The sequence below is a fragment of the Streptomyces sp. NPDC127038 genome, from assembly GCF_042725875.1.
In the GTDB taxonomy this organism is placed as follows: Bacteria; Actinomycetota; Actinomycetes; order Streptomycetales; family Streptomycetaceae; genus Streptomyces.
In genome coordinates this window covers 75,640-102,565 of sequence record NZ_JBHXDQ010000026.1, presented here as the reverse complement: position 1 = coordinate 102,565, position 26,926 = coordinate 75,640, and the positions used below count along the sequence as shown (strand labels likewise).

Here is a 26,926-nt window from a genome sequence, read left to right as displayed (position 1 = left end):
CTGGCGGCCCGGTTATTTGTGGATTATCATACTGTTATCATTATCATGGCAGCTGGGCCCCCCGGGGGGGCGTCGGGGGTCGCACCCCCCCCGCCCCCGCGCCCGCCGGTCCTCGGCCGCCGGGGTCGGCGGCCTCGGGAACCGTCAGCCGAGCAGCTTGGCCGCCAGGGTGGTGGCGTTGTACGAGCCCCATCCGCTGGTGAAGTCCCAGCCGGTGGCGGCGGAGTAGGCGCCGTTGCTGCCGCTGGTGACGTCGTGGAAGCCGGTGCCCTTCGCCGCGTAGAGGGCGGGGTTGGCGAAGCCGAGGTTGGCGGCACCGGCCGCCGCGGCCTGCTGGTTGTACAGCGCGGCGAACGCGGCCCATTCGGGCGCGGCGGCGCTGGTGCCGCCGACCGCGGTCCAGGAGCCCTGCGAGTAGACCGAGACACCGGGGCTCGGGTTGGCGTGCGCCGAGACGTCCGGCACCTGGCGGAAGCCGCCGCCGGCGCTCTTCTGCACCGCGGTCTGCCAGCTGGGGATCTTGAAGACGGAGGACTTGCCGCCGCCGCCCCCGGACCAGGCCACCTCCTTGCTCCAGGTGTTGGACGAGGTGACGGTCAGCTTGGTGCCGCCGACGCCGGTGACGTACGGGTCGCTGGCCGGGTAGTCGACGGCGGTGGTGCCGTTGCCCGCGTCGTCGGAGCCGTCGTCGCCGGAGGCCGCGTAGAAGCCGAGGCCCTGTGCGGCGCCCGCCTTGAACACGGCGTCCACGGCGTTGATGTTGGACGTGGTGCGCGCGCTCTCGGCGGCGCCCCAGCTGATCGAGGTGGTCGGGATCCCGCTGTCGACGATGGCCTGGTACGTGTCGACCTCGCCCGCGTCGGAGTTGGGGCCCTCGAAGACCGTGACGTTCGCCTTGGGGGCGATCGCGTGCAGGACCTCGATGTCCAGCTCGACCTCGACCTGGCCGTCGCCGAGCGCGCCCGAGCCGCCGTCCACCTTCTGGACCACCGGAGTGGGCGAGCCCAGGCCGTAGTTGGTGTCGTACTTGGTGATGTTGGACTGCTGGAAGCCGTCGAACTCGATCAGCGCGATCTTCTGGCCGCTGCCGGTGTACGTGCCGGAGACGTTGTAGCCGCCCTTGAGCTGGGCCGGGGTGTAGCCGCCGCCCGGGCCGTTGTGGGGGGTCACGGTGGAGGGCGCCTGGTGGTGCAGCTGGGCACGGTTGTTGAGGCCCGCCACGTCGCTGACGAGGGAGGCGACGGCGGCCGGGAGGGTGGGCGCCGCGTCGTTGGCGTAGAACGAGCGCCCGGAGGCCGCGTCCTTCCAGGTCGACAGCTTCGTGCCGAACGCCTTCTCCAACTGGGCTGCGGTGCCGCTCGCGTCGACCAGCAGGTTCCCGGAGTGGACGGCGGTGACGGTGAGCCCCTGGGCGCGCAGGTAGTCCTTGAGCTGCCCGATCTCCGCGTCGGTCCGGCCGAAGCGGGCCGCGAACTGACGCTTGGTCAGGTAGTGGCCGTAGGAACTCGACCGGGGATCGCTGACCTTGGCGACGAAGGTGTCGAGTGCCTTGGCGCTTCTGGGAGTCAGGCTGATCGCCACCGATATCCGCTTGCCGGCGGCGACCTTTCCGGTGCGGGTCGCGTTGCCGTTCAGGCCCTTGAGGACGTCTCCGGTGACGGCGGTGCGGGCCGGGTGCGGCTGGGGCGCGCCCACGGCCTGGGCGGCGGGGACGACGGCGGCGAGGAGAGCCGGCGCGGCGACCAGACCGACCAGTTTCAGACGTGACTTCACTGAGGTCCTCCGGAGAGTGGGGGTGGTGTCCCGAAGCGGAACTGCTTCAACGTAGGAACATCAGCCCCACCCGCATAAGCGGGGGAACCCTTGCTTCACGTGTTAACTGCTGATGTCACGTCAACGGCGTGTGTCGAACGCGCGGGGGATCCGCGGACCCGGACCACCGGACTGACTGAGCGTCATGGTCTGCTCCGGCGGCCTCACTTGGTCGTCGTCGACGGCGTCCACCGCCGCACCCGAGGCGATGACGGCGGCCGCCATCGCGTGCGCGAGCGCGGTGCGGGAGCGGACGCCGAACTTGCGGTAGACCCGCGACAGGGCGCCCTCCACCGTCTTCACGCTGATGAACAGCTCCGCCGCGACTTCCCTGTTGGTGGCCCCGCCGCCGACCAGTCCGGCGATCCGGGCTTCCGTGGGCGTGAGTTCGGGCCCGTCCGCGCCCGTCTCACCCCTGCGGTCCCCGGCCTCCAGACGTGCCAGCTCGTCCCTGGCCCGGGCCGCGAGCGGAGCCGCGCCGATGCGGGTGGCGGTCTCCAGTGCCTCGCCGAGAGCCGTCCGCGCCGCGTTCCTGCGGCGCCCCCGACGTTCGACGGCGCCGAGCGCGATCAGGGTGCGCACGAGCTCCACGGGCAGCGGGAGCGGGCGCAGCAGGTCCACCGCGGCACGCAGCCGTACCGCCCCCTCCTTGGCCCGTCCCAGTCCCGCCTCGCGCAGCCCCTCCGCCCGTTCGAGAGCCGCCCGTACGCTCCCGGGCGCGTCGCCCGGCACCCGCGCGCGGGCCTCGGCGAGCACCGTCCCGGCCGCGTCGGACTCGCCCAGCACGACCAGGGCCTCGGCCAGGTCCCCGTACCAGCGCAGCAGCGGCGGATCGGCGGCGGACATGGCCTCGCCCAGCTCCTTGACGCGGCGCAGCGTCTCGACCGCGGCGGCGGCTCCGTGCGGGTCGCCGACGAGCAGCTGGGCCTGCCCGAGCACCGCGAGCGCCCGCAGCAGGAACAGCCGGTCGCCGTCCGCCTCCGAGGCCCGTACCGCCTGTCGGGCCAGGCGCCGGGCCTCCTCGACGGTCCCGCCCGCGGTGGCCGCGAGCGCCGCCGCGTACAGCGTGGGAGCCGCCTGGACGCCGGTCTCGGCCAGGGCGCGCGAGCAGCGGGCGGCGGTGCGCAGCGCCTCACGGCAGTGCCCGGAGCGCACCTGGATGCGGGTCAACGCGACCAGTGTTGCCATGACCTCCTCCACCCCGGCGAACTCGCCTATCTCGGCGAGGAGTTCGGTGACCTGGTCCCGGGCCTCGGTCACCCGGTCGGAGTCCAGGGCGAGGATCGCCCGCATCCGGATCAGGCCCCAGCTCTCGGGGCCGGCGCCGGTCCCGCCGACCAGGGCGAGCGCCTCCTCCAGCGCGGCGTCGGCGGCGGCCGGCTCGCCGGCCAACGACCGCACCCGGGCGAGGGTCGCGAGCGCCCCGATCCGGGTGTCCGTGTCCCCTGTCCCGGCCGCCTGCCGTGCGGCGCGCCGGGCGAACCGGGCCGCGTCCTCCAGTTCCCCGCACAACAGGCCGCGCAGCGCCGCCCAGTGGTGCAGCCAGGCCTGCGCCTCCGGATCGCCACCGGCGTCCCTGAGCCCCTCCTCGATCAGGTCGTGGGTGCCCTCCAGCGCCTGTCCGGCGTTGCGCAGCAGGATCAGCCGGGCCCGTACCCGCTGCCGCGGCGAACCCGACGTGGCGAGGACGGTCCCGGCCACCTCGCCGGCCTCCTCCAGCCGGCCGGCGTCACAGGCGTACTCGGCCGCGGCGAGCAGTCGTTCGCCGCGGTCCGCGGGGTGGTCGCCCGGGGTGCGCCGGGCGGCGAGCCCGGCCAGTTCGAAGGCGGCGTCGGGTTCGCCGTTCCGGCGGGCGTGCCCGGCCGCGGACATCAGCGTCCGGGCGACGCCCTCGTCCTCGTGCGGGTGGGCGAGCGCGAGGTGGCGGGCCTGCTCCACGGGCTCGGTGACCGCACGGGCCAGCAGGGCGTGGGCCTCCCGGCGGGAGTGCTCGGGGGCGTCGGCGTAGACGGCGGCCCGCAGCACCGGATGCCGGAAACGTACGCTTCCGTCGGCGTCGACCGCCGCGACGCCCGGCCCGTCGCTCTCCACCGCATCCGCGGCCGGATCCGGGGCCAGGTCCGCGGCGGGGTCGTTCAGTCCGGCGGCCCGCAGCAGGGTGAGGCTGGGGCGGGCGGCGGCGCTCGCGACGAGGAGGGTGCGCCGTGCCCTCTCCGGCAGCGCGCGCACCCGGTCCAGCAGCAGGGCACGCAGCTCCCGGGGGACCGGCAGCGCCAGGCCCGACCCGACGGGGGCTCCCTCGCGCAGCGCCTCCCGCGCCAACTCCGCCGCGTACCAGGGGTTTCCGGCCGCCGTGTCCTGGACGGCCCGCAGCAGTGCCGGTGGCACGCCAGGCCCGAAGCCGGTGCGCACCAGATGGGCCACCTCGCCGTCCGCCAGCGGCGGCACGGGAAGCGCGACGGTGTCCGGCGGGCAGCAGCGCAGCCGTTCGGGCCGCTCGCCCTCGGCCACCCGCTCGGTGGCCAGGAAGCGTAAGCCGATGTCCTCGACGCGGCGCACGACGAAGGCGAGCACCTCGGCGGTGGGCCCGTCGAGCCACTGGAGGCCGTCGACGACCAGCAGGACGGGGCCGGCGGCGGCCAGCGTCCGCAGCACTTCGAGGACGGCGACGCGCACCGCGAGACGGCTCAGGTCGTCGGCCGGTTCGGGGCCGCGCAGCAGCGCCGCCCGCAGTGCCGTCCGGGGCACGGGCGCCAGGGACTCCAGGCAGCTCTCCGGCACGCGGGCGAACAGGTCGACGAGGCCGACGAAGGGGAGAGGGGCGTCCTCCCGCGCGGGCGCGCAGGAGAGCACCGTGACGGCGGGCCGGCCGTGCGCCGCCGGAGGACGGGTGAGGGCGGCCACGAGCGTGGACTTGCCGATCCCCGCAGGACCGTGGAGGAGCACTCCCGGCCGGGCCGTCAGCCCGGCCCGCGCGGTGTCGAGCAGTTCGCCGCGCGTGGTCAATGACCGTACCTCCGCGGCGGTCGTCCGCTCCGGGACCCGGGGGCGGCACCGGCGGCTCGGCGGGCGCGCGTCCCCAGGCATCTCGGCAGCATCTGTTCATGACAACCTTCACGGATTCGGGTTGTCAATGACGTCCGTCACCCGACCGGTGCGGACTTTCGCCGGGCCGCGCGCCCCGGTCCGACGGAAGCGAACCCCGGTCCGACGAAAGTGCGCCCCCGGTCCGACGAAAGTGCGTCTCGGTCCGACGAAAGTCCGGACCCGGCCGACTTTGGTCGACGGCCGGGCTTCAGGAGAGGTGTCGGAGCGCCCGGCTGCGTAGATTTGTCGACCGTGAGTGGTGACAAACCGGGGCCCGAGCCGCACGACGTCCCAGGGCCGGTCGCGCACGCCCCGCGCTGGCTGCTGCCGTCCGCCGTGGCCGCCGACCTCGACCCCGACGCCGACCGCGCGGGGCCCTCCGGGCGTCCCCGGCGCACCGTGCGCGACTGGTTCGTCGACGTCGGCTGCTTCCTGCTGGCCGTCGTCATCGGCCTCGCCGCCGCGCACACCGTGACCGGCGACCCCGACGTCCCACACGGACTCGCCGTCGCCGACCAGGCCATCGGCGCGCTCGCCTGCGGGGCGGTCTGGCTGCGCCGGCGGTGGCCGCTGGGACTGGCCGTCGCCATGATCCCGGTCGGACTGATCTCCAACACGGCGGGCGGTGCGGGTCTCGTCGCCCTGTTCACCCTCGCCGTGCACCGGCCCTTCCGCTACGTGGCCTGGGTCGCCGGCGTCCAGATCGCACTGCTCCCGGCGTTCTTCTGGCTGCGGCCCGACCCCGACCTGCCGTACCTCGCCGCGCTCGCCGTCACCGCGCTGCTCACGTCGGCGGTGGTCGGCTGGGGCATGTTCGTACGGTCCAAACGCCAGCTCGTGCAGAGTCTGCGGGACCGTGCGCGGCGGGCCGAGACCGAGGCGGCGCTGCGGGCCGAGCAGGCGCAGCGGCTCGCCCGGGAGGCGATCGCGCGCGAGATGCACGACGTGCTCGCGCACCGGCTCACCCTGCTGAGCGTGCACGCGGGGGCGCTGGAATTCCGGCCCGACGCCCCCCGCGAGGAGGTCGCCCGTGCCGCCGGTGTGATCCGGGAGAGCGCGCACGAGGCATTGCAGGATCTGCGCGAGATCATCGGGGTGCTGCGGGCCGGGGACTCCGAGGAGGCGGGGCGGCCGCAGCCGACGCTCGCGGCGCTCGACGGTCTGGTCGCCGAGTCCCGCTCCGCCGGCGCGAAGGTCGTCCTCGACAGCTCCGTCCTCGACCCGGTCGCGGTTCCCGCGTCCGTCGGCCGGACCGCGTACCGCATCGTCCAGGAGGGACTGACGAACGCGCGCAAGCACGCGCCGGGCGCGGAGGTGACGGTGACCGTGCGGGGCGCGGCCGGTGACGGCCTGACCGTGACCGTCGCCCATCCCGCCCCGCCGGGCCCGGTGCCCGCGGTCCCGGGCTCCGGGCAGGGCCTGATCGGCCTGAGGGAACGCGCGACGCTGGCGGGCGGCCACCTGGAACACGGGGCGCAGGAGGACGGCGGCTTCCGGATCCGGGCCTGGCTGCCCTGGGGCCGGTGAAGGCCCGCTCGCACCGGCGGTCGCGGGCGCGATCCGGCCCCCGCGGCGTTCGGGGAGCGGGGTCCGGGGCGAGCCCCCGGTCCGGGACGGGCAGGGCGCAGGGGGCGAAGGAAGGCCCGCGAGCTGGTTGGGTGAGGGGATGACGGTGATTCGACTGGCGCTCGTCGACGACGACCCCTTGGTGCGGGCGGGACTGACCCTCATGCTGGGCGGCGCCGAGGACATCGAGATCGTCGGCGAGGCCGCCGACGGCGCGGAGGCGGAGGACCTCGTCGACCGCGCGAGCCCCGACGTCGTCCTGATGGACATCAGGATGCCGGGCGTCGACGGGCTGACCGCCACCGAGCGGCTCCGCTCCCGGCGGACACCCCCGCAGGTCGTGGTCCTGACGACCTTCCACGCCGACGAGCAGGTGCTGCGGGCGCTGCGCGCGGGCGCCGCCGGGTTCGTCCTCAAGGACACACCACCCGCCGAGATCGTGGCGGCGGTGCGCCGGGTCGCGGCCGGCGACCCCGTGCTGTCGCCCGCCGTCACACGCCAGTTGATGGCGCACGCCGCGGGCTCCGCCCTCGACAGCCGCCGGGCGGACGCCCGTTCCCGGATCGCCGTCCTGAACGACCGCGAGCGCGAGGTCGCCGTCGAGGTCGGGCGGGGCAGCTCCAACGCGGAGATCGCCGCCGGACTGTTCATGAGCGTCGCCACCGTCAAGGCCCACGTCTCACGGATCCTCGCCAGGCTCGGCCTCAACAACCGCGTGCAGATCGCGCTGCTGGCGTACGACGCGGGACTGCTGGAGGAGAACGGGCACTGACCGTGGACCCCGCGCGTTGAGCGGTGTGACGAGAGGAGATCCGTGATCGATCTGAGGGAGTACGGAGCGGGGTTCACCGAGGACCCGCACCCCGTCTACGCCGAGTTACGCGCGCTCGGCCCCGTCCACCGGGTGCGGCTGCCGCCACCCGACGAGGCCCATGAGACCTGGCTCGTCGTCGGGTACGAGGAGGCGCGCGCCGCGCTCGCCGACCCGCGGCTGGCGAAGGACGGGAGCGCCGCGGGGTTCGTCTTCTACGGCGAGGAGCTGATCGGCCGTCACATGCTCCTGGCCGACCCGCCGCAGCACACCCGCCTGCGGTCGCTGATCGCGGGCGAGTTCACCGGCCGCCGGGTCGCGGCACTGCGCCCGCGGATCCAGGAGATCACCGACGAACTGCTCGACGCGATGCTGCCGCACGGGCGGGCCGACCTCGTCGAGTCCTTCGCCTATCCGCTGCCGCTGACCGTCATCTGCGAACTGCTCGGCGTGCCAGGCCCGGACCGGCCCGCCTTCCGCGCCCTGTCCACCGAGACGGTGGCCCCGACCAGCGCGGAGAGCGCGGAGAAGGCATTCGTCGAACTCGCCGCCTACCTGGGCGACCTGATCGAGGACAAGCGGTGCGCCGGCCCCACGGACGACCTGCTCAGCGGGCTCATCCGCACCACCGCCGAGGACGGCGACCGGCTCTCGCCGCAGGAGCTGCGCGGGATGGCGTTCCTGCTCCTCGTCGCCGGACACGAGACGACGGTCAACCTCGTCACGAGCGTCGTCCGTTCCCTGTTCGCCCACCCCGACCAGTTCGCCGCGCTGCGCGCCGACATGACCCTCCTCGACGGCACCATCGAGGAGACCCTGCGCCACGACGGCCCGGTGGAGAACGCGACCTTCCGTTACGCCGCAGAGCCGCTCGACATCGGCGGCACGTCGATCGCGGCGGGCGAAGAGGTGATGATCTGTCTCACCGCGGCCGACCGCGACCCGGCGCGCTACCCGGGACCCGACCGCTTCGACATGCGGCGCACGACCCGCGGCCATCTCGCCTTCGGACACGGCATCCACTTCTGCCTGGGCGCGCCGCTGGCCCGCCTCGAGGCCCAGGTGGCCCTCCGGACGCTGCTGGAGAGATGCCCGGACCTGGCGCCCGACGGACCGCCGGACGGCTGGCTGCCCGGCATGCTGATACGGGGCGTGCGCCATCTGCCGGTGCGCTGGTGAGCGGCCCGGTACCGGCCGAGGCGCCCTGACCGTCCCGGTGACGGGCGCCGCTCAGAGCCTGCCGCCCGGGATCTCCGCCGGGGAGACCGGGCGGCGTTCGCGCCGGGACAGTTCGCAGGCCTCGGCGATCCGCAGCGCCTCCAGTGCCTCGCGGCCGTCGCAGGGGTTGGCGCGCTCGCCGCGGACCACCTCGACGAACGCGGCGAGCTCCGCCTCGTACGCGGGGCCGAAGCGGTCCAGGAAGCCGGTCCACGGCTTGTCCGCGGGCGGCGGCCCGGCGGGCTCGGTCGAGGCGATCGGCGTGCGGTCGTCCAGGCCGACCGCGATCTGGTCCAGTTCGCCGGAGAGCTCCATGCGCACGTCGTAGCCCGCGCCGTTCACGCGGGTCGCCGTAGCCGTCGCGAGCATGCCGTCGTCGAAGGTGAGGACGGCCGCGCCGGTGTCGATGTCGTTGGCCTCGCGGAACATCGCGGGCCCGGCGTCGGAGCCGGTGGCGTACACCTGGACGACCTCGCGGCCGCTGACCCAGCGCAGCATGTCGAAGTCGTGGATCAGACAGTCGCGGTAGAGCCCGCCGGAGAGCGGGAGATAGCCGACCGGGGGCGGCGACTGGTCCGAGGTCATCGCGCGTACGGTGTGCAGCCGTCCGAGCCGGCCGGAGCGCACCGCCTCACGGGCGGCCGTGTACCCGACGTCGAAGCGGCGCTGGAAGCCCATCTGGAGAACCGTGCCGGCGGCGTCGACCTCGGCGAGCGCGGCCAGGGTTCCCGCCAGGTCGAGGGCTATGGGCTTCTCGCAGAAGACCGGGAGCCCCGAGCGCGCGGCCCGGCCGATCAGTTCGGCGTGGGCCGAGGTGGCGGCGGTGATGACCACCGCGTCCACGCCCCACGTGAAGATCTCGTCCACCGTCGGCGCCGCCGTCGCGCCCAGCCGGTCCGCCAGCCGCTGGGCCCGCACGGGATCCGCGTCCGTGACGATGAGCGAGCCGCCGACCTCACGGTGGCGGCTGAGAGTGGCCGCGTGGAATGTGCCGATACGGCCCGCTCCGATGAGTCCGATGCGCATGGGAACAAACTGGAGGGCCACCCGTCGCGCTGTCAATGGTTTGTCCGGACAATCGAACTTCACAACTTCCCGTCAACATGTCCCGGAGCTACGCTCGATCCGTGGCCAAACCAGTTGTGGATCCGACCGTGTCGCTCCAGCTCGGCGTCGACCGCACCAGTCCGGTCCCGCTGTACTTCCAGCTGGCGCAGCAGCTGGAGGCGGCCATCGAGCGCGGGGCACTGACCCCGGGCAGCCTCCTCGGCAACGAGATCGAGCTCGCCGGGCGCCTCGGCCTGTCCCGCCCCACGGTCCGCCAGGCCATCCAGTCCCTGGTCGACAAGGGACTGCTCGTACGGCGCCGTGGCGTCGGCACCCAGGTCGTGCACAGCCAGGTCAAACGCCCCCTGGAACTCAGCAGCCTCTACGACGACCTGGAATCGGCGGGCCAGCGCCCCGCGACCCAGGTCGTCCTCAACACCGTCGAACCGGCGTCCACCGAGGTCGCGGCCGCCCTCGGGGTCGACGAGGGCAGCGAGGTCCACCGGGTCGAACGCCTGCGCCTCGCGCACGGTGAGCCGATGGCGTACCTCTGCAACTTCCTGCCCCCGAAGCTGCTGGAGCTCGACAGCGACCGGATGGAGGCCACCGGTCTGTACCGGCTGATGCGCGGGGCGGGCATCACCCTCCACAGTGCCCGCCAGTCGGTCGGCGCCCGCGCGGCCAGCGCCGAGGAGGGCGAGCGGCTCGGCGAGCCCGCGGGAGCGCCGGTGCTCACCATGCAGCGCACCACCTTCGACGACACGGGCCGCGCGGTCGAGTTCGGCACCCACATCTACCGCGCCTCGCGCTACTCCTTCGAGTTCCAGCTCCTCGTACGTCCCTGACCCGGCGGCCCCCGTCCGGCCTTGCGGCGACCCGCGCGCGGCCGTCGCGACCGCGGCCCTGGGACCGCCCCGAGGGACGCCGGACCGGTGTTGTGTTCATCACCTGTCATCCGTATTTGTGCCCATCCGGCCGGATGATCGTCCGCTTCCGCCGGAGCGCGGCACACGCGGCGCCGGGCCGCACCCGGCCCCGGAACACCCGGACGGGCCGACGCGCCGGACGGCCCGGCGTACCGGCCGGGACGGCTCACCCGTCACCTGTGTCACCGCGCTTCCACGGTGCGGTCCCCGTGCGGGGTAGGGCAGAATCGGCGCGATGAGCACCTACCGCGACCTCGCGCTGCCCCGAGCGCTCGGCTCCGCTCGCGCGGGGGGCACCCCCATGGGCTCCGCGCGGGCCACCGTCCTGCGGACCGTGGGCACACGCGAGCGCCGCTCCCACCTGACGGCACCCCGCGTCCCCACCGTCGGCATCGACATCGGCGGCACGAAGGTGATGGCGGGCGTGGTGGACGCCGACGGCACCATCCTGGAGAAGGTCCGCGCCGAGACGCCGGACAAGTCCAAGAGCCCCAAGGTCGTCGAGGACACCATCGTCGAGCTGGTCCTCGACCTGTCCGACCGGCACGACGTGCACGCCGTGGGCATCGGGGCGGCCGGCTGGGTCGACGCCGAACGCAACCGCGTCCTGTTCGCCCCCCACCTGTCCTGGCGCAACGAGCCGCTGCGCGACCGCCTCGCCGGGCGGCTCGCGGTGCCCGTGCTGGTCGACAACGACGCCAACGCCGCCGCCTGGGCGGAGTGGCGCTTCGGCGCCGGGCGCGGCGAGGACCACCTGGTGATGATCACGCTCGGCACCGGCATCGGCGGCGCGATCCTGGAGGACGGCCAGGTCAAGCGCGGCAGATTCGGGGTCGCCGGGGAGTTCGGCCACATGCAGGTCGTGCCCGGCGGACACCGCTGCCCGTGCGGCAACCGCGGCTGCTGGGAGCAGTACAGCTCGGGCAACGCGCTGGTCCGCGAGGCCCGCGAACTCGCCGCGGCCGACTCCCCGGTCGCGTACGGGATCATCGAGCACGTCAAGGGCAACATCGGCGACATCACCGGCCCGATGATCACCGAGCTGGCCCGCGAGGGCGACGCCATGTGCGTCGAACTCCTCCAGGACATCGGCCAATGGCTCGGCGTCGGCATCGCCAACCTCGCCGCCGCCCTCGACCCCTCCTGCTTCGTCATCGGCGGCGGGGTGAGCGCCGCCGACGACCTGCTGATCGGTCCCGCCCGCGACGCCTTCCGCCGGCACCTCACGGGCCGCGGCTACCGCCCCGAGGCGCGGATCGCGCGCGCCCAGCTCGGCCCCGAGGCCGGCATGGTCGGCGCCGCCGACCTCGCCCGGCTGGTCGCCCGCCGCTTCCGCCGTGCCAAGCGGCGCAGGGTGGAGCGCTACGAACGGTACGAGCGCTACGCCGAGACCCGCCGCGGCACCCGGCAGGAGTCGCCGTGACCGCCTCGCTCCCGCGCCAGGCCACGTCCCCCGACGAGCCCCAGCGTCCCCCCGAGGACCCGCGCCACAGGTTCCGCCGCCGCGCCCTGACCCTGCTGATCATCGTGCTGCTCATCGGCGTGCCCGCCGGCTACCTGGTGATCTCCGCCGACCAGAGCCGCAACAGCGGCAAGGACAAGGAGGCCAAGTACTCGGCGACCGGCCTCACCGCGGCCTGGCCCTCGCGCGTCCAGCGCCGCCTCTACCAGGTCCCGCTGCCCGCCGACTCGACCCGGGTCGCGTACTACGAGACGAACAACTGGAAGACCAGCCGGCTGTACGTCCAGTTCCGCACCAGCCGGGCCGGCCTCGACTGGTTCTTCAAGACCGTCGGCACCAGCGCGGCCGACCTGAAGAAGGACGACATCACCATCAGCGACCGCAACCAGAAGGTCGTCGGGTGGGAGTTCACGGGCCCCGGCCCCTGGGCGGGACTCGTGCACAAGCAGAAGGACCCGGCCCCCACCCAGGACATCGTGGTGAACGGCGCCGGGACGGACCACCCCATGGTGTACCTCGTCTCGCGCACCATCCCGTAGCCCCCGCCGAGGCCGTGGGAGCCGATTGTCAGACCCCGCCCGTAGAGTCGAAGACAACTGATGCGACCGACGGGCGGGAGGTGACCGGACGTGCCACACGGCGTGGACGCGACGAGCGCGCGGCTGCCTTCCGCCGGCACGCCGCCGGTACGGACGCACTCCGCGCCCGGCGCCGACCCGCGGACGCGGGAGGCCGATCCCCGGGCGCCGGAGCCCGCGCCGCGGCCCTCTCCCGGCGAACCGCCCTCCGCGCGGCTCGCCGCCGTGTTCCTGCCCGCGCCGCTGCCCCGCGAGGGCCGCGTCGCGTTCTGGGACCCGAGAGGCGACCAACGGCCCGCCACGGACGACGGGGACGCCCACCGGCCGGGGGAGCACCCCGACGGACCGGAGCCCTCCGCACCCGGCACCGGCACGTCCGCGCCCGGGCACACCGACCTGACCGTCGTGCGACCGCACGGCCAGGGAGTCCGCAGGAGCACCGTCCCCGCCGTCGTCCTCACCCTCGCCGAGGCGCTGCCCCTGCTCGCGGGCGCGCGGCGGGACCCCGCCGCCCATCCCGCCACCGCCTGCTGGGGAGCGGCGGCGCTGCACGCGCTGCGCCTGGTCGCCCGCGGACGCCTGCTCCCCGGACTCACCCCCGAGGGCTTCGACGCCTGGCGTGCGGGCCCCCTCGACCCGGAGGACATCGCGCACCTGAGGGCGGTCGCCGACGCCCTTCCCTACGAGGGCCACGCCGTCCCCCTGCCCGGCAAGGGGCCGCTCCGGCTGCCCGACCCCGAGGCGCTGATGCGGTCCTTCCTGGACGCGGTCGCCGACACCCTGCCCCGCACCCCGGCCGCCCCGTACACCGGCGGAAAGCCCTTCGCCGCCCGCGAACCGCAGCGGCTGACCGGCGCCCACGACTGGGCCGCCGAGGTGGCCGCCGGCATGGACGCGGGCGTCCGGATCTCCCTGCGCCTGGACCTGTCCGCCCACCAGCTCTTCGACGACGGCGAGGGGGCGCGCCGGGCGGGCGCCGCCGTCGTCCAGGTGCACAGCCTCGCCGACCCCACCCTCGTCGTCGACGCCGCGTCCCTCTGGGCGGGGGACGCCGACACGGTCTTCGGACCCCGCGCCCGTGTCGACGCGGCCCTGGCCGTCCGCCGCGCCGCCCGCGTCTGGCCACCCCTCGACCGGCTGTCCGAACAGGACGTGCCCGATGTCCTCGCCCTCTCCGAGGAAGAACTGTCGGACCTGCTCGGGGTCGTCGCGACCCGGCTCGGCGCCGCCGGCGTGGCCGTGCACTGGCCCCGGGACCTGGCGCACGACCTGAGCGCCGCCGCGGTGGTGCGCCCCGCGCCCGGCTCGGCGACCGACGGGACCGGGTTCTTCGAGAGCGAGGAACTCCTCCAGTTCCGCTGGCAGTTGGCCCTCGGCGGAGACCCGCTCACCGAGACCGAGATGGACGCCCTGGCCGAGGCCCACCGGCCGGTCGTGCGCCTGCGCGACCAGTGGGTCCTGGTCGACCCGGCCCTGGTCCGCAAGGCCCGCAAGCGCGAACTCGGCCTGCTCGACCCGGTGGACGCCCTCTCCGCCGCGCTCACCGGCTACGCCGAGGTCGACGGGGAGACCGTCGAGGCGGTCCCGGTCGGGGCCCTCGCCACCCTGCGCGACCGCCTCACGGCCGGCGTGACCCCCGTCGAGCCCCCGCCCGGCCTGGACGCCCGGCTGCGGGACTACCAACTCCGCGGTCTCGCCTGGCTGGACCTCATGACGTCCCTGGGCCTGGGCGGCTGCCTCGCCGACGACATGGGCCTCGGGAAGACCGTCACCCTCATCGCGCTCCACCTGAAGCGGGCCCGCAGCGAACCGACCCTGGTGATCTGCCCCGCCTCGCTCCTCGGCAACTGGCAGCGGGAGATCACCCGTTTCGCGCCCGGTGTCCCCGTGCGCCGGTTCCACGGCCCCGACCGCACCCTCGACGGACTCGACGGCGGCTTCGTCCTCACCACCTACGGCACGATGCGGTCGGCCGCCGCCCACCTCGCCGAACAGCCCTGGGGCATGGTCGTCGCCGACGAGGCCCAGCACGTCAAGAACCCCTACTCGGCGACGGCCAAGGCCCTGCGGACGATCCCGGCTCCCGCGCGCGTCGCCCTCACCGGCACCCCCGTCGAGAACAACCTCTCCGAACTGTGGGCGCTGCTCGACTGGACGACCCCGGGGCTGCTCGGCCCCCTCAAGTCCTTCCGCGCCCGGCACGCGCGCGCCGTGGAGAACGGGGAGGACGAGGAGGCCGTGGCCCGGCTCGCCCGGCTGATCCGCCCGTTCCTGCTGCGCCGCAAGAAGTCCGACCCCGGCATCGTGCCCGAACTCCCGCCCAAGACGGAGACCGACCACCCGGTCCCGCTCACCCGTGAACAGGCCTCCCTGTACGAGGCCGTGGTCCGCGAGTCCATGCTGGCGATCGAGACGACCGACGGCATCGCCCGCCGGGGACTGGTCCTGAAACTGCTGACCTCCCTCAAGCAGATCTGCAATCATCCGGCCCTGTTCCTGAAGGAGGACGCGCGGGCCGCCGCGCTCGGGACCTCCACGCGCTCGGGCAAACTGGCCCTGCTCGACGAGCTGTTGGACACCCTGCTCGCCGAGGACGGCTCGGCGCTCGTCTTCACCCAGTACGTCGGCATGGCCCGCCTCATCACGGAACACCTGGCCGCCCGCGCCGTCCCGGTCGAGCTGCTGCACGGCGGTACGCCGGTCGCCGACCGCGAACACATGGTGGACCGCTTCCAGAGCGGCGCGACCCCGGTCCTGGTGCTGTCGCTCAAGGCGGCCGGCACCGGTCTGAACCTCACCCGCGCCGGCCACGTCGTCCACTTCGACCGCTGGTGGAACCCCGCGGTCGAGGAGCAGGCCACCGACCGCGCCTACCGCATCGGCCAGACCCAGCCGGTCCAGGTGCACCGGCTCATCACCGAGGGCACGGTCGAGGACCGCATCGCCGAGATGCTGGAGGCCAAGCGGGCCCTCGCCGACGCGATCCTCGGTTCCGGCGAGGCGTCCCTGACCGAACTGACCGACCGCGAGCTGTCGGACCTCGTCTCCCTGCGGAGGCCCACATGAGCGCGACCGAGGACGAGCGGCCCGGCACGACCGGGGACGCGGACGAGCAGCCCCGTGTCACCGGGGCCGAGGACGAGCAGACCGGCGCCACCGGGGCCGAAGCCGTCGAACCGGCCGATGGCGCTGGTTCGCCGCGCCCGGTCACCGGGGACCGCCCCGCCGACGAGGCCCGCCGGGCCCTGCGCGCCGCACGGAAGACGGCCGCGGCCGACGATCACTCGGCTGCGGCTGCGGGTGGTGCGGGTACCGGATCCGGCTCCGACGCTGGGGTCGAGCGGGCCGGGGCCGGGGGAGGCGTACGGCCCGCGGACCTCGCCCGTGGGGCGTTGCGCGCTGCCGGCGCCGCGGCGGCGAGGCCGGGGGCCAACGAGCCCGCCCCGGCGGAGCCTGCCACGCCGGAGCGTTCCGGCGACGCGGCCGGGAGAGGCGCGCGCCCCGGCGACATCGCCCGTGAGGCGCTGCGCGCCGCGCGGGACGAGGCGCGGCGGCTTCGGTCCGAGGCGGGGGGCGGCGGCGAGCAGGCGGCGGACGACGACGGGAACGGAGTCGGTCCGCGGCGCCGGACGGCCAGGACGTCCCCGGCCGGAGTCCGGGGGCGCCGGAATTCCGCGCACCCCTTGCCCGCGGAACGGGCGTCCCAGCAGCGGCAGCTTCGCGATCTGCTCGCGGACGGTTTCCGGCTGCCGCCCGACCTGATGGATGAGACGGGGGAGTCGTCCCGTCCGTCCGCCGACATGGGGGAGCCGTCCCGTCCGTCCGCAGATACCGGGGAGTCGTCCCGTCGGTCCGCCGACAGCGAGCGACCGTTCCGTCCGTCCGCCGACACCGGCGAGCTGACCCGCGACCGGGACGACGACGGGAACGACGAGGGCAAGCACGATCGCCCCGCACGCCCTCAACTCGCCGACCCCGTAGATCACTTCACCCCCACCGAACGCACCCCGCATCCCGGCCCCCTCACCCGCCGGGCCCCCGGTACGGACCCGCACGACCGCACGGACCCGTACGACCGCCCAGACCAGGACCACCGCCCGGACCAGGACGATCGCACGGACCAGGACGATCGCACGGACCCGGACCACCGGATGGCCCCCGACTACCCCGGACACCCGGAACTCCCCACCCACCCCGAACACCTCACCGACCCCGGCGACTTCGCGCCGCCCTCCATGCCAGGCGCCGAGCCGGAGGTGCCGGAGGACGCCGAGCCCTTCACCGTCGGTTCGCTCGGTCTGGACTTCCTCGCCGCCGGACCCGGCACCGGTGAGCGGTCCCCCCGCTCCATGGCGGCCCCCCGCCGCGACGGCGAGCTGCGCCGGACATTCCCCGCCTACCCCGCACGGGCCGTCGACGAGGGCGGGTTCGCGGAGACGTGGTGGGGCAACGCCTGGGTCACCGCGCTGGAGGAAGGGGCGCTGGACACGGCACGGCTGGCGCGCGGGCGGACGTACGCCGGGCAGGGGTACGTCGACGCCGTCACCGTCACCCCGGGCCTGGTGCTCGCCTATGTGCACGGGAGCCGGCCCCGGCCCTACCGCGTCCAGGTCAGGGTGCGGACACTGACCGACGACGACTGGAACCGTTTCCTGGACGCGGCCGCCGAGCGGCCCGGACACATCGCGGCGCTGCTCGACAAGGAGATGCCCAGGTCGCTCGCGGACTGCGGCGTCGACCTGCTCCCCGGCCCCGGCGAACTCGAACCCCGGTGCAGCTGCCCCGACTTCGGGCACCCGTGCAAGCACGCCGCGGCTCTCTGCTACCAGACGGCACGGCTGCTGGACCAGGACCCCTTCGTCCTGTTCCTGCTGCGCGGCCGGGGCGAGCGCGAACTGCTCGACGACCTCTCCCGGCGCAACGCCGCCCGGGCGGCCCGCGCCGCCCAGGAGCGGGTCCCTGCACGGCCCGCAGGGGTGCGTGCCCGAGACGTCCTCGCACGGCGCCTGCTGCCGAAGCCGCCCGTCCCGCTGCCACCGCCCGCGCACCCCGGGCAGCCGCCGGCCTACCCGGGCGCGCCGGGCGGCCCGGACGCGTTCGCGCTCGACCAGCTGGCCACGGACGCGGCGGCCCGCGCGTACACGCTGCTGACCTCGGGCCGCGACCCCGTCGCGGACCTGACGCTCTGGCAGGACGCGGTGCGGGTCGCCGCCGCCCGCCCAGGGTCGGGGCTCACCGCCGCGACCCGCGCCCTCTACTCCTCGCTCGCCTCCGCGACCGGCCGTACCCCGGTCGATCTGGCCCGGGCGGTCGCCGCCTGGCGGCAGGGCGGCTTCGAGGCGCTCGGCGTGCTCGAAGAACCCTGGGACCCCCCGGCGGGCCGGTTCGACCGGGCCCGGCCGCTGCTCATGGCGGCCGACTTCCCGGCCTTCCGGCCCTGGCGCAACCACCTCACCCATCCGAGTGGCCACGCCCAGCTCCGCCTCGGCCGCAACGGACTGTGGTACGCCTACGAGTCCGAGCCGGGCCACGAGGACTGGTGGCCCCGCGGCACCCCGGACCTCGACCCGGTCGGAGCGCTGACCGGACTCGGCGCCCCGGACGAGTTCTGACCCCCGTCGGGTTCCTCGACGGGGGTGTGAAGCAGGCTGCGCGAGACCTTCACGCGGCTATCACATGGGGGGACGGCTTGCACAGGGCGGTCCACCCAAGGACGTACGAATCGGCAAGATGTGAGAACGTGCAGGGCGTGAGTGAGACGAAGACCCCTGCCCTGCAATACCGCCTCGACGGCCCGGAAGACGCTCCGGTCCTGATACTCGGACCCTCGCTCGGCACCACCTGGCACATGTGGGACAGGCAGGTCCCCGAGCTCGCGAAGAGCTGGCGCATCTTCCGGTTCGATCTGCCGGGACACGGCGGAGCACCCGCCTACCCGGCCGGATCGGTGTCCGAGCTCGCCGGCCGGCTGCTGACCACGCTCGATCAGCTGGGCATCCAGCACTTCGGGTACGCGGGCTGCGCCTTCGGCGGGGCCATCGGGCTCGAACTGGCGCTGCGCCGCCCGGAGCGGGTCGCGTCCCTCGCGCTGATCGCCGCCTCGCCCCGCTTCGGCACGGCCGACGAGTTCCGGCAGCGCGGAGTGATCGTCCGGTCGAACGGCCTCGACCCGATCGCCCGTACCTCGCCCGAACGCTGGTTCACGAGCGGCTTCGCGGCGGCGCAGCCCGCGATCACCGAGTGGGCCGTGCAGATGGTGCGCACCACCGATCCCGGCTGCTACATCGCCGCCTGCGAGGCGCTCGCCGCCTTCGACGTGCGCGGCGAACTGGGCCTGGTGGGGGTGCCGACCCTCGTCCTGGCCGGCTCCGACGACCAGGTCACCGGGCCGGCCGAGGCGCGCACCCTGGTCGCCGGCATACCGGACGCCCGCCTCGCGGTCGTCCCGGGCGCCTCGCACCTCGTTCCCGTGGAGCAGCCCGCCGCCGTGACGGACCTGCTCGTACGGCACTTCTCCAGCGCCTGGCTGCCCGCCTTCGACTCGACGACCGGCCAGCTCGCGGTGCAGGTCCCGCAGGCGCAGGCGCAGGCGTACCCGGTGCAGACGGCACCGCCCCCGGTCGCGCCCTTCGCCGAGATCGCCCCGGCCCCCGTGGCGTCCGAGCTCACGGGACGGCAGGACGCGTACGACATCGGGATCAAGGTGCGCCGTGAGGTGCTCGGGGACGCGCACGTCGACGGGGTGCTCTCCTCGGCCGACGACTTCTCCGGTGACTTCCAGGAGTTGGTCACCCGGTACGCGTGGGGCGAAATCTGGGACCGTCCCGGGCTCGACCGGCGTGCGCGCAGCTGTGTGACGCTGACCGCGCTGGTCGCGGGCGGCCACTTCGAGGAGCTCGCCGTCCACACCCGCGCCGCCCTGCGCAACGGTCTCACCCCGGTCGAGATCAAGGAGGTGCTGCTCCAGACGGCCGTCTACTGCGGAGTCCCGGCGGCGAACACCGCCTTCCGGGTGGCGCAGAAGGTCATCCACGAGGAGACCACACCCCAGGAATGAGCCCGCCGAGCCGCCCGGTCACCGGAGGAACGACCGGGCGGCTCCCCTCCGCCCGAGTGACCTCCGGGGCCGGTGCGGGGGCACGATGGACTCATGAAGCTCACGAAGAAGTCGCACGCCTGCGTCCGTCTCGAGAAGGACGGGCGCACGCTCGTCATCGATCCCGGGGGCTTCAGCGAGGAGGACGCGGCCCTGGGCGCGGACGTCATCCTCGTGACGCACGAGCACCCCGACCACTTCGACGAGGGGCGGCTCCGCACGGCCATGGAGGCCGACCCGGCCGCCGAGATCTGGACCCTGAGGTCGGTGGCGGAGCAGGTCTCCGCCGCCTTCCCCGGCCGGGTGCACACCGTCGGCCACGGCGACACCTTCACCGCCGCCGGGTTCGACGTCCAGGTGCACGGCGAACTGCACGCGGTGATCCATCCGGACATCCCGCGCATCACGAACGTCGGCTACCTCGTCGACGACGGCCGCGTCTTCCACCCCGGGGACGCCCTGACCGTCCCCGGCCGGCCGGTCGAGACGCTCATGCTTCCCGTGATGGCCCCGTGGAACAAGATCTCCGAGGTCATCGAGTACGTCCGGGAGGTCCGGCCGCAACGCGCGTACGACATCCACGACGCCCTGCTCACGGACCTCGCCCGGCCGATCTACGACCGCCAGATCGGCGCCCTCGGCGGCTCGGAGCACCTGAGGCTGGCGCCGGGAGCGTCGGCGCAGGTCTGAACCGGCCGCACGGGACGGCGGGTGCGGGCCCGTTGTCAGACCCGCCCGGTAGGTTGTGAGGCATGCGTATCGCGACCTGGAACGTGAACTCGATCACCGCCCGCCTCCCGAGGCTGCTGGCCTGGCTGGAGAGCAGCGGCACCGACGTGCTGTGCCTCCAGGAGGCCAAGGTCGCGGCGGAGCAGTTCCCGTCGGAGCAGCTGCGGGAGCTGGGCTACGAGTCGGCGGTGCACGCCACGGGCCGCTGGAACGGCGTGGCGGTGATCTCCCGGGTCGGCCTGGAGGACGTGGTCAAGGGCCTGCCCGGCGGTCCCGCGTACGAGGGCGTGGAGGAACCCCGGGCCGTGTCCGCGACCTGCGGCCCGGTCCGTGTCTGGTCGGTGTACGTGCCGAACGGCCGCGAGGTGGACCACGCCCACTACGCGTACAAGCTGGAGTGGTTCGAGGCGCTGAGGGCGGCGGTGGCCGGCGACGCGGCGGGCGCCCGCCCGTTCGCGGTGATGGGTGACTACAACGTGGCACCGACCGACGACGACGTGTACGACGTGGCCGCGTTCGAGGGCCTCACCCATGTCACCCCGGCCGAGCGCGCCGCGCTGGCCGCCCTGCGCGAGACGGGGCTGACGGACGTGGTCCCGCGCCCGCTCAAGTACGACCGCCCGTACACGTACTGGGACTACCGCCAGCTCTGCTTCCCGAAGAACCGCGGTATGCGCATCGACCTCGTGTACGGCAACGAGGCGTTCTCGGCCGCGGCCAAGGACGCGTACGTGGACCGCGAGGAGCGCAAGGGCAAGGGCGCCTCGGACCACGCGCCGGTCGTCGTGGACCTGGACGTCTAGGAAGGTATCCGGCCCCGCGATCGCGGGCATCCTCTCCCCACGCGGGGTCCGGGAATCCGCCGGGAATCCCGGGTCTCCGCGAGCGTTCCGGTATGCCTGATTTTCCCGATTCCGTGATGAAATGCCGTTAGCCGCATTCTGTTTCACGCGACGGGACACGGAGCTTCGACGATCGCACCCCACGGAGAGGCCGGTCATGAACATCCCCTTCCTGGACAAGCTGCTCAAGCGGCATCCGGTGCGACCGGACCGGCCTCTCGCCAAGGCCTTCGAGGACGACCCGGTGGGAGTGGCCGCGCTGCTCTCGGAGTGTGAACTGCTGCGCTCCCAGGCCGCGTCCGTCGGCCTCGAACTGGACGACACCCCGGACTCGTTGGTGGCCCTCGACCAGCTTCTGCCACTGTGGCGCGACGACCCCGAGGCGCTGCCCTGGCTCGGCAACGACGCCGGCCTCTATCTCGGCACCGTCGTGGTGCGCACGGTGCCGGGCGCCTGCTGGCATGTGTGGCCCGGCGGCAGCCCGGCCGTCCTGCTCCCCTCGGGCCGCGAGATCCCGGTCGTCGAGGCGGGCCTCGACTGGGCCGTGCAGGGTGTCCCCGAGCTGTCCCAGATGTACGCCGAGGCCACGGAGGCCTGACCGGCGCGGTCATGGGATCCAGCCTCAAATACGGCTAATGCCGAGCTGTGCGTGTCGTCCCTTAAGTGATGATTTGCGCCGATAGTTTGCGATGGCCGACGCCGCCGGACGGGGGCGGTACCGGCATGGCCGTCGATCCCCCGATCGGCCCGTACGACGACACCACGCACTTCGGGAGCCGCATGTTCCGCAGGACGACGACCTCGCCTCCGGCACGGGAGGCGAAGCCGGTCACCGGCCCGTCGAACAGATCCTCAACTGTCCGGTGAGGCGGACTTCCTCGGGCCCGGGAGGCCGGACGCGGCGATCCTCGACTACGATTTGCCGTTCATCCCCGTGGTGACGGTGACCTCGCCGCTCCGCACCGGGATGTGTGTGCCGCTCCACCGGTCCGCCCCGCGGGCGTACGGGCGGGTGCGGCACAGTCCCGAGACCGAGGCCGTGGGCGTGGCTCCGGCCGAACCAGGGACGCTGCTGCCGGGTGGGGTACCCCACACAGCCCCGACGCTGTAGGGGGCAGCAGCTCACAGGGCCAGGCCCGGCCGGCGCCAGCCGGAGATCACTGCTCGCGCAGGGGCACCGACACGTACGACGGGTCGTGCTCCGGCGAGGAGAAGGTCAGCTGCGCGCCGGACGGGTTGTGCTCGATGTACAGCGGGTCGACCGTGTCGAGGACCACGGCCAGGTGATGACCGGCCGGGACGTCGTAGGCCGTCGAGAACAGGTCCAGGTCCACACCGAACGGCGTGCCGGGCGTCTGCCCGTGGAACGTGTACGGCGCGTTGCTGATCAGCTTGCCGATGCCGAGCGGGCCCACGTCGTAGAGATAGGCGATGAACGTGCCGCTCTCGTGCGTTCCGGTGACCGTGGTGTGGAGTCTGACGGTGCCCCGTACGCGCTGGGGGCTCGCGTAGGTCTGTGACTGCCACACCGCGGCCCAGTAGCGCGGCAGCAGCGGGATCGAGGCCATCGGCGGGATCCGGGTGAGCTGGTCGAGGATGCTGGACAGGAAGATGATCCCGCCGTCCGCGCCCGAGTCGACGTTCGTGTGGATCCTGGTCGTGCCCTCCAGGGCGATCTTCCGGGTGGTCGCGCCGACCGACTTCCAGTCCGGGTAACCCTCGTAACCGCCCGTGGAGCGGGACTTGAGCTGCACCGGCTGTTCCCGGTCGATGCCGTTGTCCTCGCCCCGCAGATAGTGGTCGAACCAGCGGCCGGTGTCGGTCCACACGTCGTTGGGGAGCCCGAACAGGCCGGTGATCTCGGCGGTGGCGTGGTCGCCGGGGCGGAACTCCAGCCGCTTGGGCCCGGTCAGCTCGTCGTAGAACTTGGCGTACTGGTTGGGCGAGAAGATCGTGTCGCCCCAGGTGTTGGCCATGAAGACGGCGGGGCGGTTCTTGTCGAGCCCGTCGAGGTAGGTCTCCGGGGAGCGCACCTTCCCCCAGTCGATCAGGGACTGTTCCTTCGACAGGTTCGAGGAGAAGAAGTCCTTGAGCACCTGCTGGGTCTCGGCGCTGGGGTGCCCGGTGATGTGCCCCACGCCGTCCAGCAGGGCGGCGGCCTGGACGTGTTCGGTGCGTCCGGAGTAGATCGAGGTGGTCAGGTCCGCCCAGCCGCTCAGTGCCGCGACCGCCTTGATGCGCTTGTCGTGCGCGGCGGCCAGCAGACTGATCCCGGCGCCGTACGAGACGCCCGCCACGCCCACCTTCCCGGCGTCGGCGGGGGTGTTGGCGAGGGCCCAGTCGATCACCTTCGACACGTCGGCGGTGTCCTGGGGGCCGGCCACGTCGATCTCGCCGCCCGACTGCCAGAAGCCGCGGACGTTGTAACTGACGACGACATAGCCGGAGTTCGCGAGCTTCTGGGCCTGTGCGAGGTACTCGATCTGCGGCAGGCCCCAGCTCGTGGGCAGCACGATGAGCGGGTAGGAGCGGGTGCCGTCCGCTCCCGCCGGGGTGACGACGTTGGCCTTCAGGGTCGTGCCGCCGTCACCGGAGATGTCCACGAAGCGGACGCCGCCCGACGGGCCGGCCGCCTGGGCGGCGGGCGCCAGGCCCAGGCCAGCGGCGGCGATCAGGGTGGCGGAGAGGGCGCCGACGGCGGATGTGCGCAGGGGGTTGCGACCGTTTCCCAACGGGTCACTCCTCACTTGGTCAGTGCAAGGTGACCCGACGGTAACCGCGGCGGCTACTCGAAGTAACCCGTCGGTAAGTTACGTGCGAGTAACGATTGTTGAAGTGTTCATTGCCAATCGCCGGGACCGGCCGCGCGTCAGGTACGGCGGCGTGCCCGGGGCGTGGCCGGCCTCGCCGCACCCTCACCGTCCTGGCCGGGCTCCGCGTCCGGGTCCGGTGCCGGCTCCAGCGCGGGCGGCGTCGGCAGCGGGGCCTGGGCGGCGCGGGTGACGTCCGCGACGACCTCGACGACATCGGGGCCGTACGCCTGGGAGTTCACGACCTTCAGCAGCAGGACGAAGCTGTTGCCGCCGTGCTTGCGGGCGAGCCGCGCGTGGTTGCGGGCGAGATAGCGGGTCGCCGCCTGGTTGGTGATCGCGCGCTGGCCGCAGAAGAGGAAGACCGGTCTCACGTCACGGCTCTGACCGGCGGTGAGCCGGGCCAGGATCACGTACTCGGCCTGGCCGGACTCCAGGCGGTAGCGCTCGCTGCCTATCTGGAAGGCGCCCCGGTCGGGTCCCCGGCCGGAGTCGGTGTTGACCTGGACGCCGGGCAGCAGGGACTGGAGGTGCGCGGCCATGCGCCGGTTCGAGGCCGGCCCGCCCACGCAGAACTCCGTGCGCTCGCCGAACCCCTGCTGTGTGGCGTCGTGGGCGATGACCTGGGCGTGCGCGCCGCAGTCCTTGATCAGTGCGGACAGTTCGAGGAGCGCGAAGACGTCGTGCCGCGTCACCGTGAGCTCGGGGCCGCCCGCGTCGCGGTTCACCACAAGGAGTGATTCGGCGTTGTCGGGCAGCCCGAAGAACGCCTGCTTGCGGCGGAGCTTGCGCTTCCACAGGTAGGTGCGGGCGAGCCAGCCGAGCGCGGCACTGAGGCCGGCGGCCAGGACGCCGAGGACGATGTTGCGCACGTCGTCAGTCATGTGCGCGCATGCTAGCGGGCCCGCGGAACCGTGTTCGAGGGGGCCTTATGCGGTGACGGCGGTGAAGTTACGCTGCGCGGACGGCTGTTGACTGGAGGTATTGATGCGACGTCCTCTTGCGCGGAATCTGACGGTCCTGGCGGTTTCGGCCGCGACGGCATTAGTGGGCGCGGCGGCGCCGCCCGGGGCACCGGCGGCGGCCACGACCGCGAGAACGCCCGTGGCGAAGGTGCCCGTCGCGGTCGGGTACGGAGGCGCCGTGTCGAGCGTCGACGCGGACGCCTCGGCCGCGGGCATCGAGGTGCTGAGGAAGGGCGGCAACGCGGTCGACGCGGCCGTCGCCACGGCGGCGGCCCTCGGCGTCACCGAGCCCTACTCGTCCGGCATCGGCGGAGGCGGCTACTTCGTCTACTACGACGCCAAGTCCCGTACGGTGCACACGATCGACGGACGGGAGACGGCACCCCTGACCGCCGACTCCGGACTGTTCCTGGAGGACGGCAAGCCGCTCGCCTTCGCGGACGCCGTCACCAGCGGTCTCAGCGTGGGCACCCCGGGCACGCCCGCCACCTGGCAGAGCGCCCTGGACTCCTGGGGCAGCCGGAGCCTGGGCAGCGTCCTGAAGCCGGCCGAGCGCATCGCCCGCTCCGGGTTCACGGTCGACTCGACCTTCCGCGCGCAGACCGAACTGAACCAGGCCCGCTTCGCCGACTTCCCCGACACCGCGAAGCTGTTCCTGCCCGGCGGCTCGCTGCCGGTCGTGGGGTCGACCTTCAAGAACCCCGATCTGGCGCGCACGTACGAGGAGTTGGGAAGGAAGGGCACGCGCGCGGTGTACGGGGGCGATCTGGGCCGGGACATCGTCGCCACCGTCGACAAGCCCCCCGTGGACCCGGCGTCCGGCTACGACGCCCGTCCCGGCAAGCTGTCCCTGAAGGACCTCGCGGCGTACAGGGCGAAGCGCCAGGCGCCCACGAGGACGTCGTACCGGGGTCTGAACGTCTACTCGATCGCCCCCTCCTCCTCCGGCGGCACCACCGTCGGCGAAGCGCTCAACATCCTGGAGAGGACGGACCTCTCGAAGGCGAGCGAGACGCAGTACCTGCACCACTTCATCGAGGCCAGCAGGATCGCCTTCGCGGACCGGGGCCGCTGGGTGGGCGACCCGGCCTTCGAGGACGTGCCGACCAAGGGCCTGCTCTCGCAGCGGTTCGCGGACGGCCGGGCCTGCCTCATCAAGGACGACGCGGTGCTGACGAGCCCGCTGGCACCCGGCGACCCGAGCCGCCCCGCCGCCTGCGGCGCCACCGGGACGGCGGCACCGACCACGTACGAGGGCGAGAACACGACCCATCTGACGGTGGCCGACAAGTGGGGCGACGTCGTCGCCTACACCCTGACCATCGAGCAGACCGGCGGCAGCGGCATCACCGTCCCGGGACGCGGATTCCTCCTCAACAACGAGCTGACGGACTTCTCCTTCACACCGGCCAGTCCGGCCGTGCACGACCCCAATCTGCCGGGCCCCGGCAAGCGTCCGCGCTCGTCGATCTCGCCGACCATCGTCCTCGACCGGCACGACCGGCCTGTGGTGGCGCTCGGTTCGCCCGGCGGAGCGAGCATCATCACCACGGTTCTCCAGACCCTGACCGAGTTCGTCGACCGCGGGCTCCCGCTGGTCGACGCGATCGCCGCGCCGCGCGCCAGTCAGCGCAACGCGGCCCAGACCGAGCTCGAACCGGGACTGTACGACAGCCCGTTGAGGGCGCAGCTCGAAGCCATCGGCCATTCCTTCAAGCCGAACCCGGAGATCGGCGCGGCCACGGGCGTCCAGCGCCTCCCGAACGGAGCGTGGCTGGCCGCGGCGGAGAAGGTACGAAGGGGCGGGGGCTCGGCCATGGTGGTACGGCCCGTGAACTAGGCCCGACACGCCCCGGGTCGAGCGGCTCCGTTCGTGTCCCGCGGCTCGGGGCCCCCCGGGGGGGGGGGGCCCGGCCCCCCGGGGCCCCGGGGGGCGCGGGCGTGTGGCGCGGGGAGTGCGCCCCCCCCCCCCCCCGG

The 26,926-nt window shown here is 73.6% G+C and carries 18 protein-coding genes; 13 read left to right on the top strand and 5 right to left on the bottom strand.

The window, feature by feature from the left end:
• Nucleotides 1-144: 144 nt before the first annotated feature.
• Nucleotides 145-1,773: a protease pro-enzyme activation domain-containing protein gene (locus tag ACFWI4_RS19955; RefSeq protein ID WP_387197836.1), complete on the bottom strand. Its 1,629-nt coding sequence runs from the start codon at nt 1,771-1,773 to the stop codon at nt 145-147.
• 120 nt (nt 1,774-1,893) lie between these two features.
• On the bottom strand, nt 1,894-4,818 hold the full coding sequence (locus tag ACFWI4_RS19950) for an ATP-binding protein (protein ID WP_387197833.1): 2,925 nt from the start codon (nt 4,816-4,818) through the stop codon (nt 1,894-1,896).
• 333 nt (nt 4,819-5,151) lie between these two features.
• On the opposite strand from ACFWI4_RS19950, the gene ACFWI4_RS19945 reads away from it, so the two are divergent.
• The 3 genes from ACFWI4_RS19945 to ACFWI4_RS19935 all read left to right on the top strand — a co-directional run bounded on the left by ACFWI4_RS19945 (nt 5,152) and on the right by ACFWI4_RS19935 (nt 8,455).
• Nucleotides 5,152-6,426, top strand: coding sequence for a sensor histidine kinase (locus tag ACFWI4_RS19945; protein ID WP_387197830.1), 1,275 nt, complete (start codon nt 5,152-5,154; stop codon nt 6,424-6,426).
• Between the two features lie 139 nt (nt 6,427-6,565).
• Entirely contained in the window at nt 6,566-7,237 is a 672-nt protein-coding gene (locus ACFWI4_RS19940) for a response regulator (protein WP_387197827.1), read from the top strand.
• A 42-nt stretch (nt 7,238-7,279) separates the two neighbouring features.
• Complete coding sequence (locus ACFWI4_RS19935; protein ID WP_387197823.1) at nt 7,280-8,455, top strand: cytochrome P450; 1,176 nt, start codon at nt 7,280-7,282, stop codon at nt 8,453-8,455.
• A 51-nt stretch (nt 8,456-8,506) separates the two neighbouring features.
• Here the strand turns inward: ACFWI4_RS19935 and ACFWI4_RS19930 are convergent, their stop codons facing one another.
• Nucleotides 8,507-9,520, bottom strand: coding sequence for a Gfo/Idh/MocA family oxidoreductase (locus tag ACFWI4_RS19930; RefSeq protein WP_387197820.1), 1,014 nt, complete (start codon nt 9,518-9,520; stop codon nt 8,507-8,509).
• 116 nt (nt 9,521-9,636) lie between these two features.
• Between ACFWI4_RS19930 and ACFWI4_RS19925 the strand changes: the two genes are divergently transcribed.
• From ACFWI4_RS19925 to ACFWI4_RS19885, 9 genes are all read left to right on the top strand, one after another.
• Nucleotides 9,637-10,386, top strand: coding sequence for a GntR family transcriptional regulator (locus ACFWI4_RS19925; RefSeq protein ID WP_387197858.1), 750 nt, complete (start codon nt 9,637-9,639; stop codon nt 10,384-10,386).
• Nucleotides 10,387-10,702: 316 nt separating this feature from the next.
• Nucleotides 10,703-11,890 carry an ROK family glucokinase gene (locus ACFWI4_RS19920; protein ID WP_385394883.1) on the top strand — a complete coding sequence of 396 codons (1,188 nt, stop codon included), beginning with the start codon at nt 10,703-10,705 and terminating at the stop codon, nt 11,888-11,890.
• The gene (locus ACFWI4_RS19915; RefSeq protein ID WP_387197817.1) at nt 11,887-12,468 is read left to right on the top strand and encodes a sugar kinase; all 582 of its coding nucleotides are present in this window, start codon (nt 11,887-11,889) and stop codon (nt 12,466-12,468) included. Before ACFWI4_RS19920 ends, ACFWI4_RS19915 begins: the two co-directional genes overlap by 4 nt.
• Nucleotides 12,469-12,732: 264 nt before the next feature.
• A complete protein-coding gene (locus tag ACFWI4_RS19910) occupies nt 12,733-15,573 on the top strand; it encodes an SNF2-related protein (RefSeq protein ID WP_387197855.1) in 2,841 nt (946 codons plus the stop codon).
• On the top strand, nt 15,570-18,119 hold the full coding sequence (locus ACFWI4_RS19905) for an SWIM zinc finger family protein (RefSeq protein ID WP_387197815.1): 2,550 nt from the start codon (nt 15,570-15,572) through the stop codon (nt 18,117-18,119). Before ACFWI4_RS19910 ends, ACFWI4_RS19905 begins: the two co-directional genes overlap by 4 nt.
• Before the next feature lie 137 nt (nt 18,120-18,256).
• A complete protein-coding gene (gene pcaC, locus ACFWI4_RS19900) occupies nt 18,257-19,564 on the top strand; it encodes a 4-carboxymuconolactone decarboxylase (protein WP_387197812.1) in 1,308 nt (435 codons plus the stop codon).
• Nucleotides 19,565-19,657: 93 nt separating this feature from the next.
• Nucleotides 19,658-20,293: an MBL fold metallo-hydrolase gene (locus ACFWI4_RS19895; RefSeq protein WP_387197809.1), complete on the top strand. Its 636-nt coding sequence runs from the start codon at nt 19,658-19,660 to the stop codon at nt 20,291-20,293.
• A gap of 62 nt (nt 20,294-20,355) precedes the next feature.
• On the top strand, nt 20,356-21,135 hold the full coding sequence (locus ACFWI4_RS19890; RefSeq protein WP_385394895.1) for an exodeoxyribonuclease III: 780 nt from the start codon (nt 20,356-20,358) through the stop codon (nt 21,133-21,135).
• A gap of 196 nt (nt 21,136-21,331) precedes the next feature.
• Nucleotides 21,332-21,772, top strand: a complete 441-nt coding sequence (locus tag ACFWI4_RS19885) for a DUF6278 family protein (RefSeq protein ID WP_385394897.1) — start codon at nt 21,332-21,334, stop codon at nt 21,770-21,772.
• Between the two features lie 559 nt (nt 21,773-22,331).
• Here the strand turns inward: ACFWI4_RS19885 and ACFWI4_RS19880 are convergent.
• Both ACFWI4_RS19880 and ACFWI4_RS19875 read right to left on the bottom strand, forming a co-directional pair.
• A complete protein-coding gene (locus tag ACFWI4_RS19880) occupies nt 22,332-23,906 on the bottom strand; it encodes a CocE/NonD family hydrolase (RefSeq protein ID WP_387197804.1) in 1,575 nt (524 codons plus the stop codon).
• 137 nt (nt 23,907-24,043) lie between these two features.
• Nucleotides 24,044-24,868 carry a hypothetical protein gene (locus ACFWI4_RS19875; RefSeq protein WP_387197801.1) on the bottom strand — a complete coding sequence of 275 codons (825 nt, stop codon included), beginning with the start codon at nt 24,866-24,868 and terminating at the stop codon, nt 24,044-24,046.
• Nucleotides 24,869-24,971: 103 nt separating this feature from the next.
• Between ACFWI4_RS19875 and ggt the strand changes: the two genes are divergently transcribed.
• Nucleotides 24,972-26,789 (top strand): gamma-glutamyltransferase, encoded by a 1,818-nt coding sequence (gene ggt / locus ACFWI4_RS19870; protein ID WP_387197798.1) that lies wholly within the window; start codon nt 24,972-24,974, stop codon nt 26,787-26,789.
• Nucleotides 26,790-26,926 lie beyond the last annotated feature (137 nt).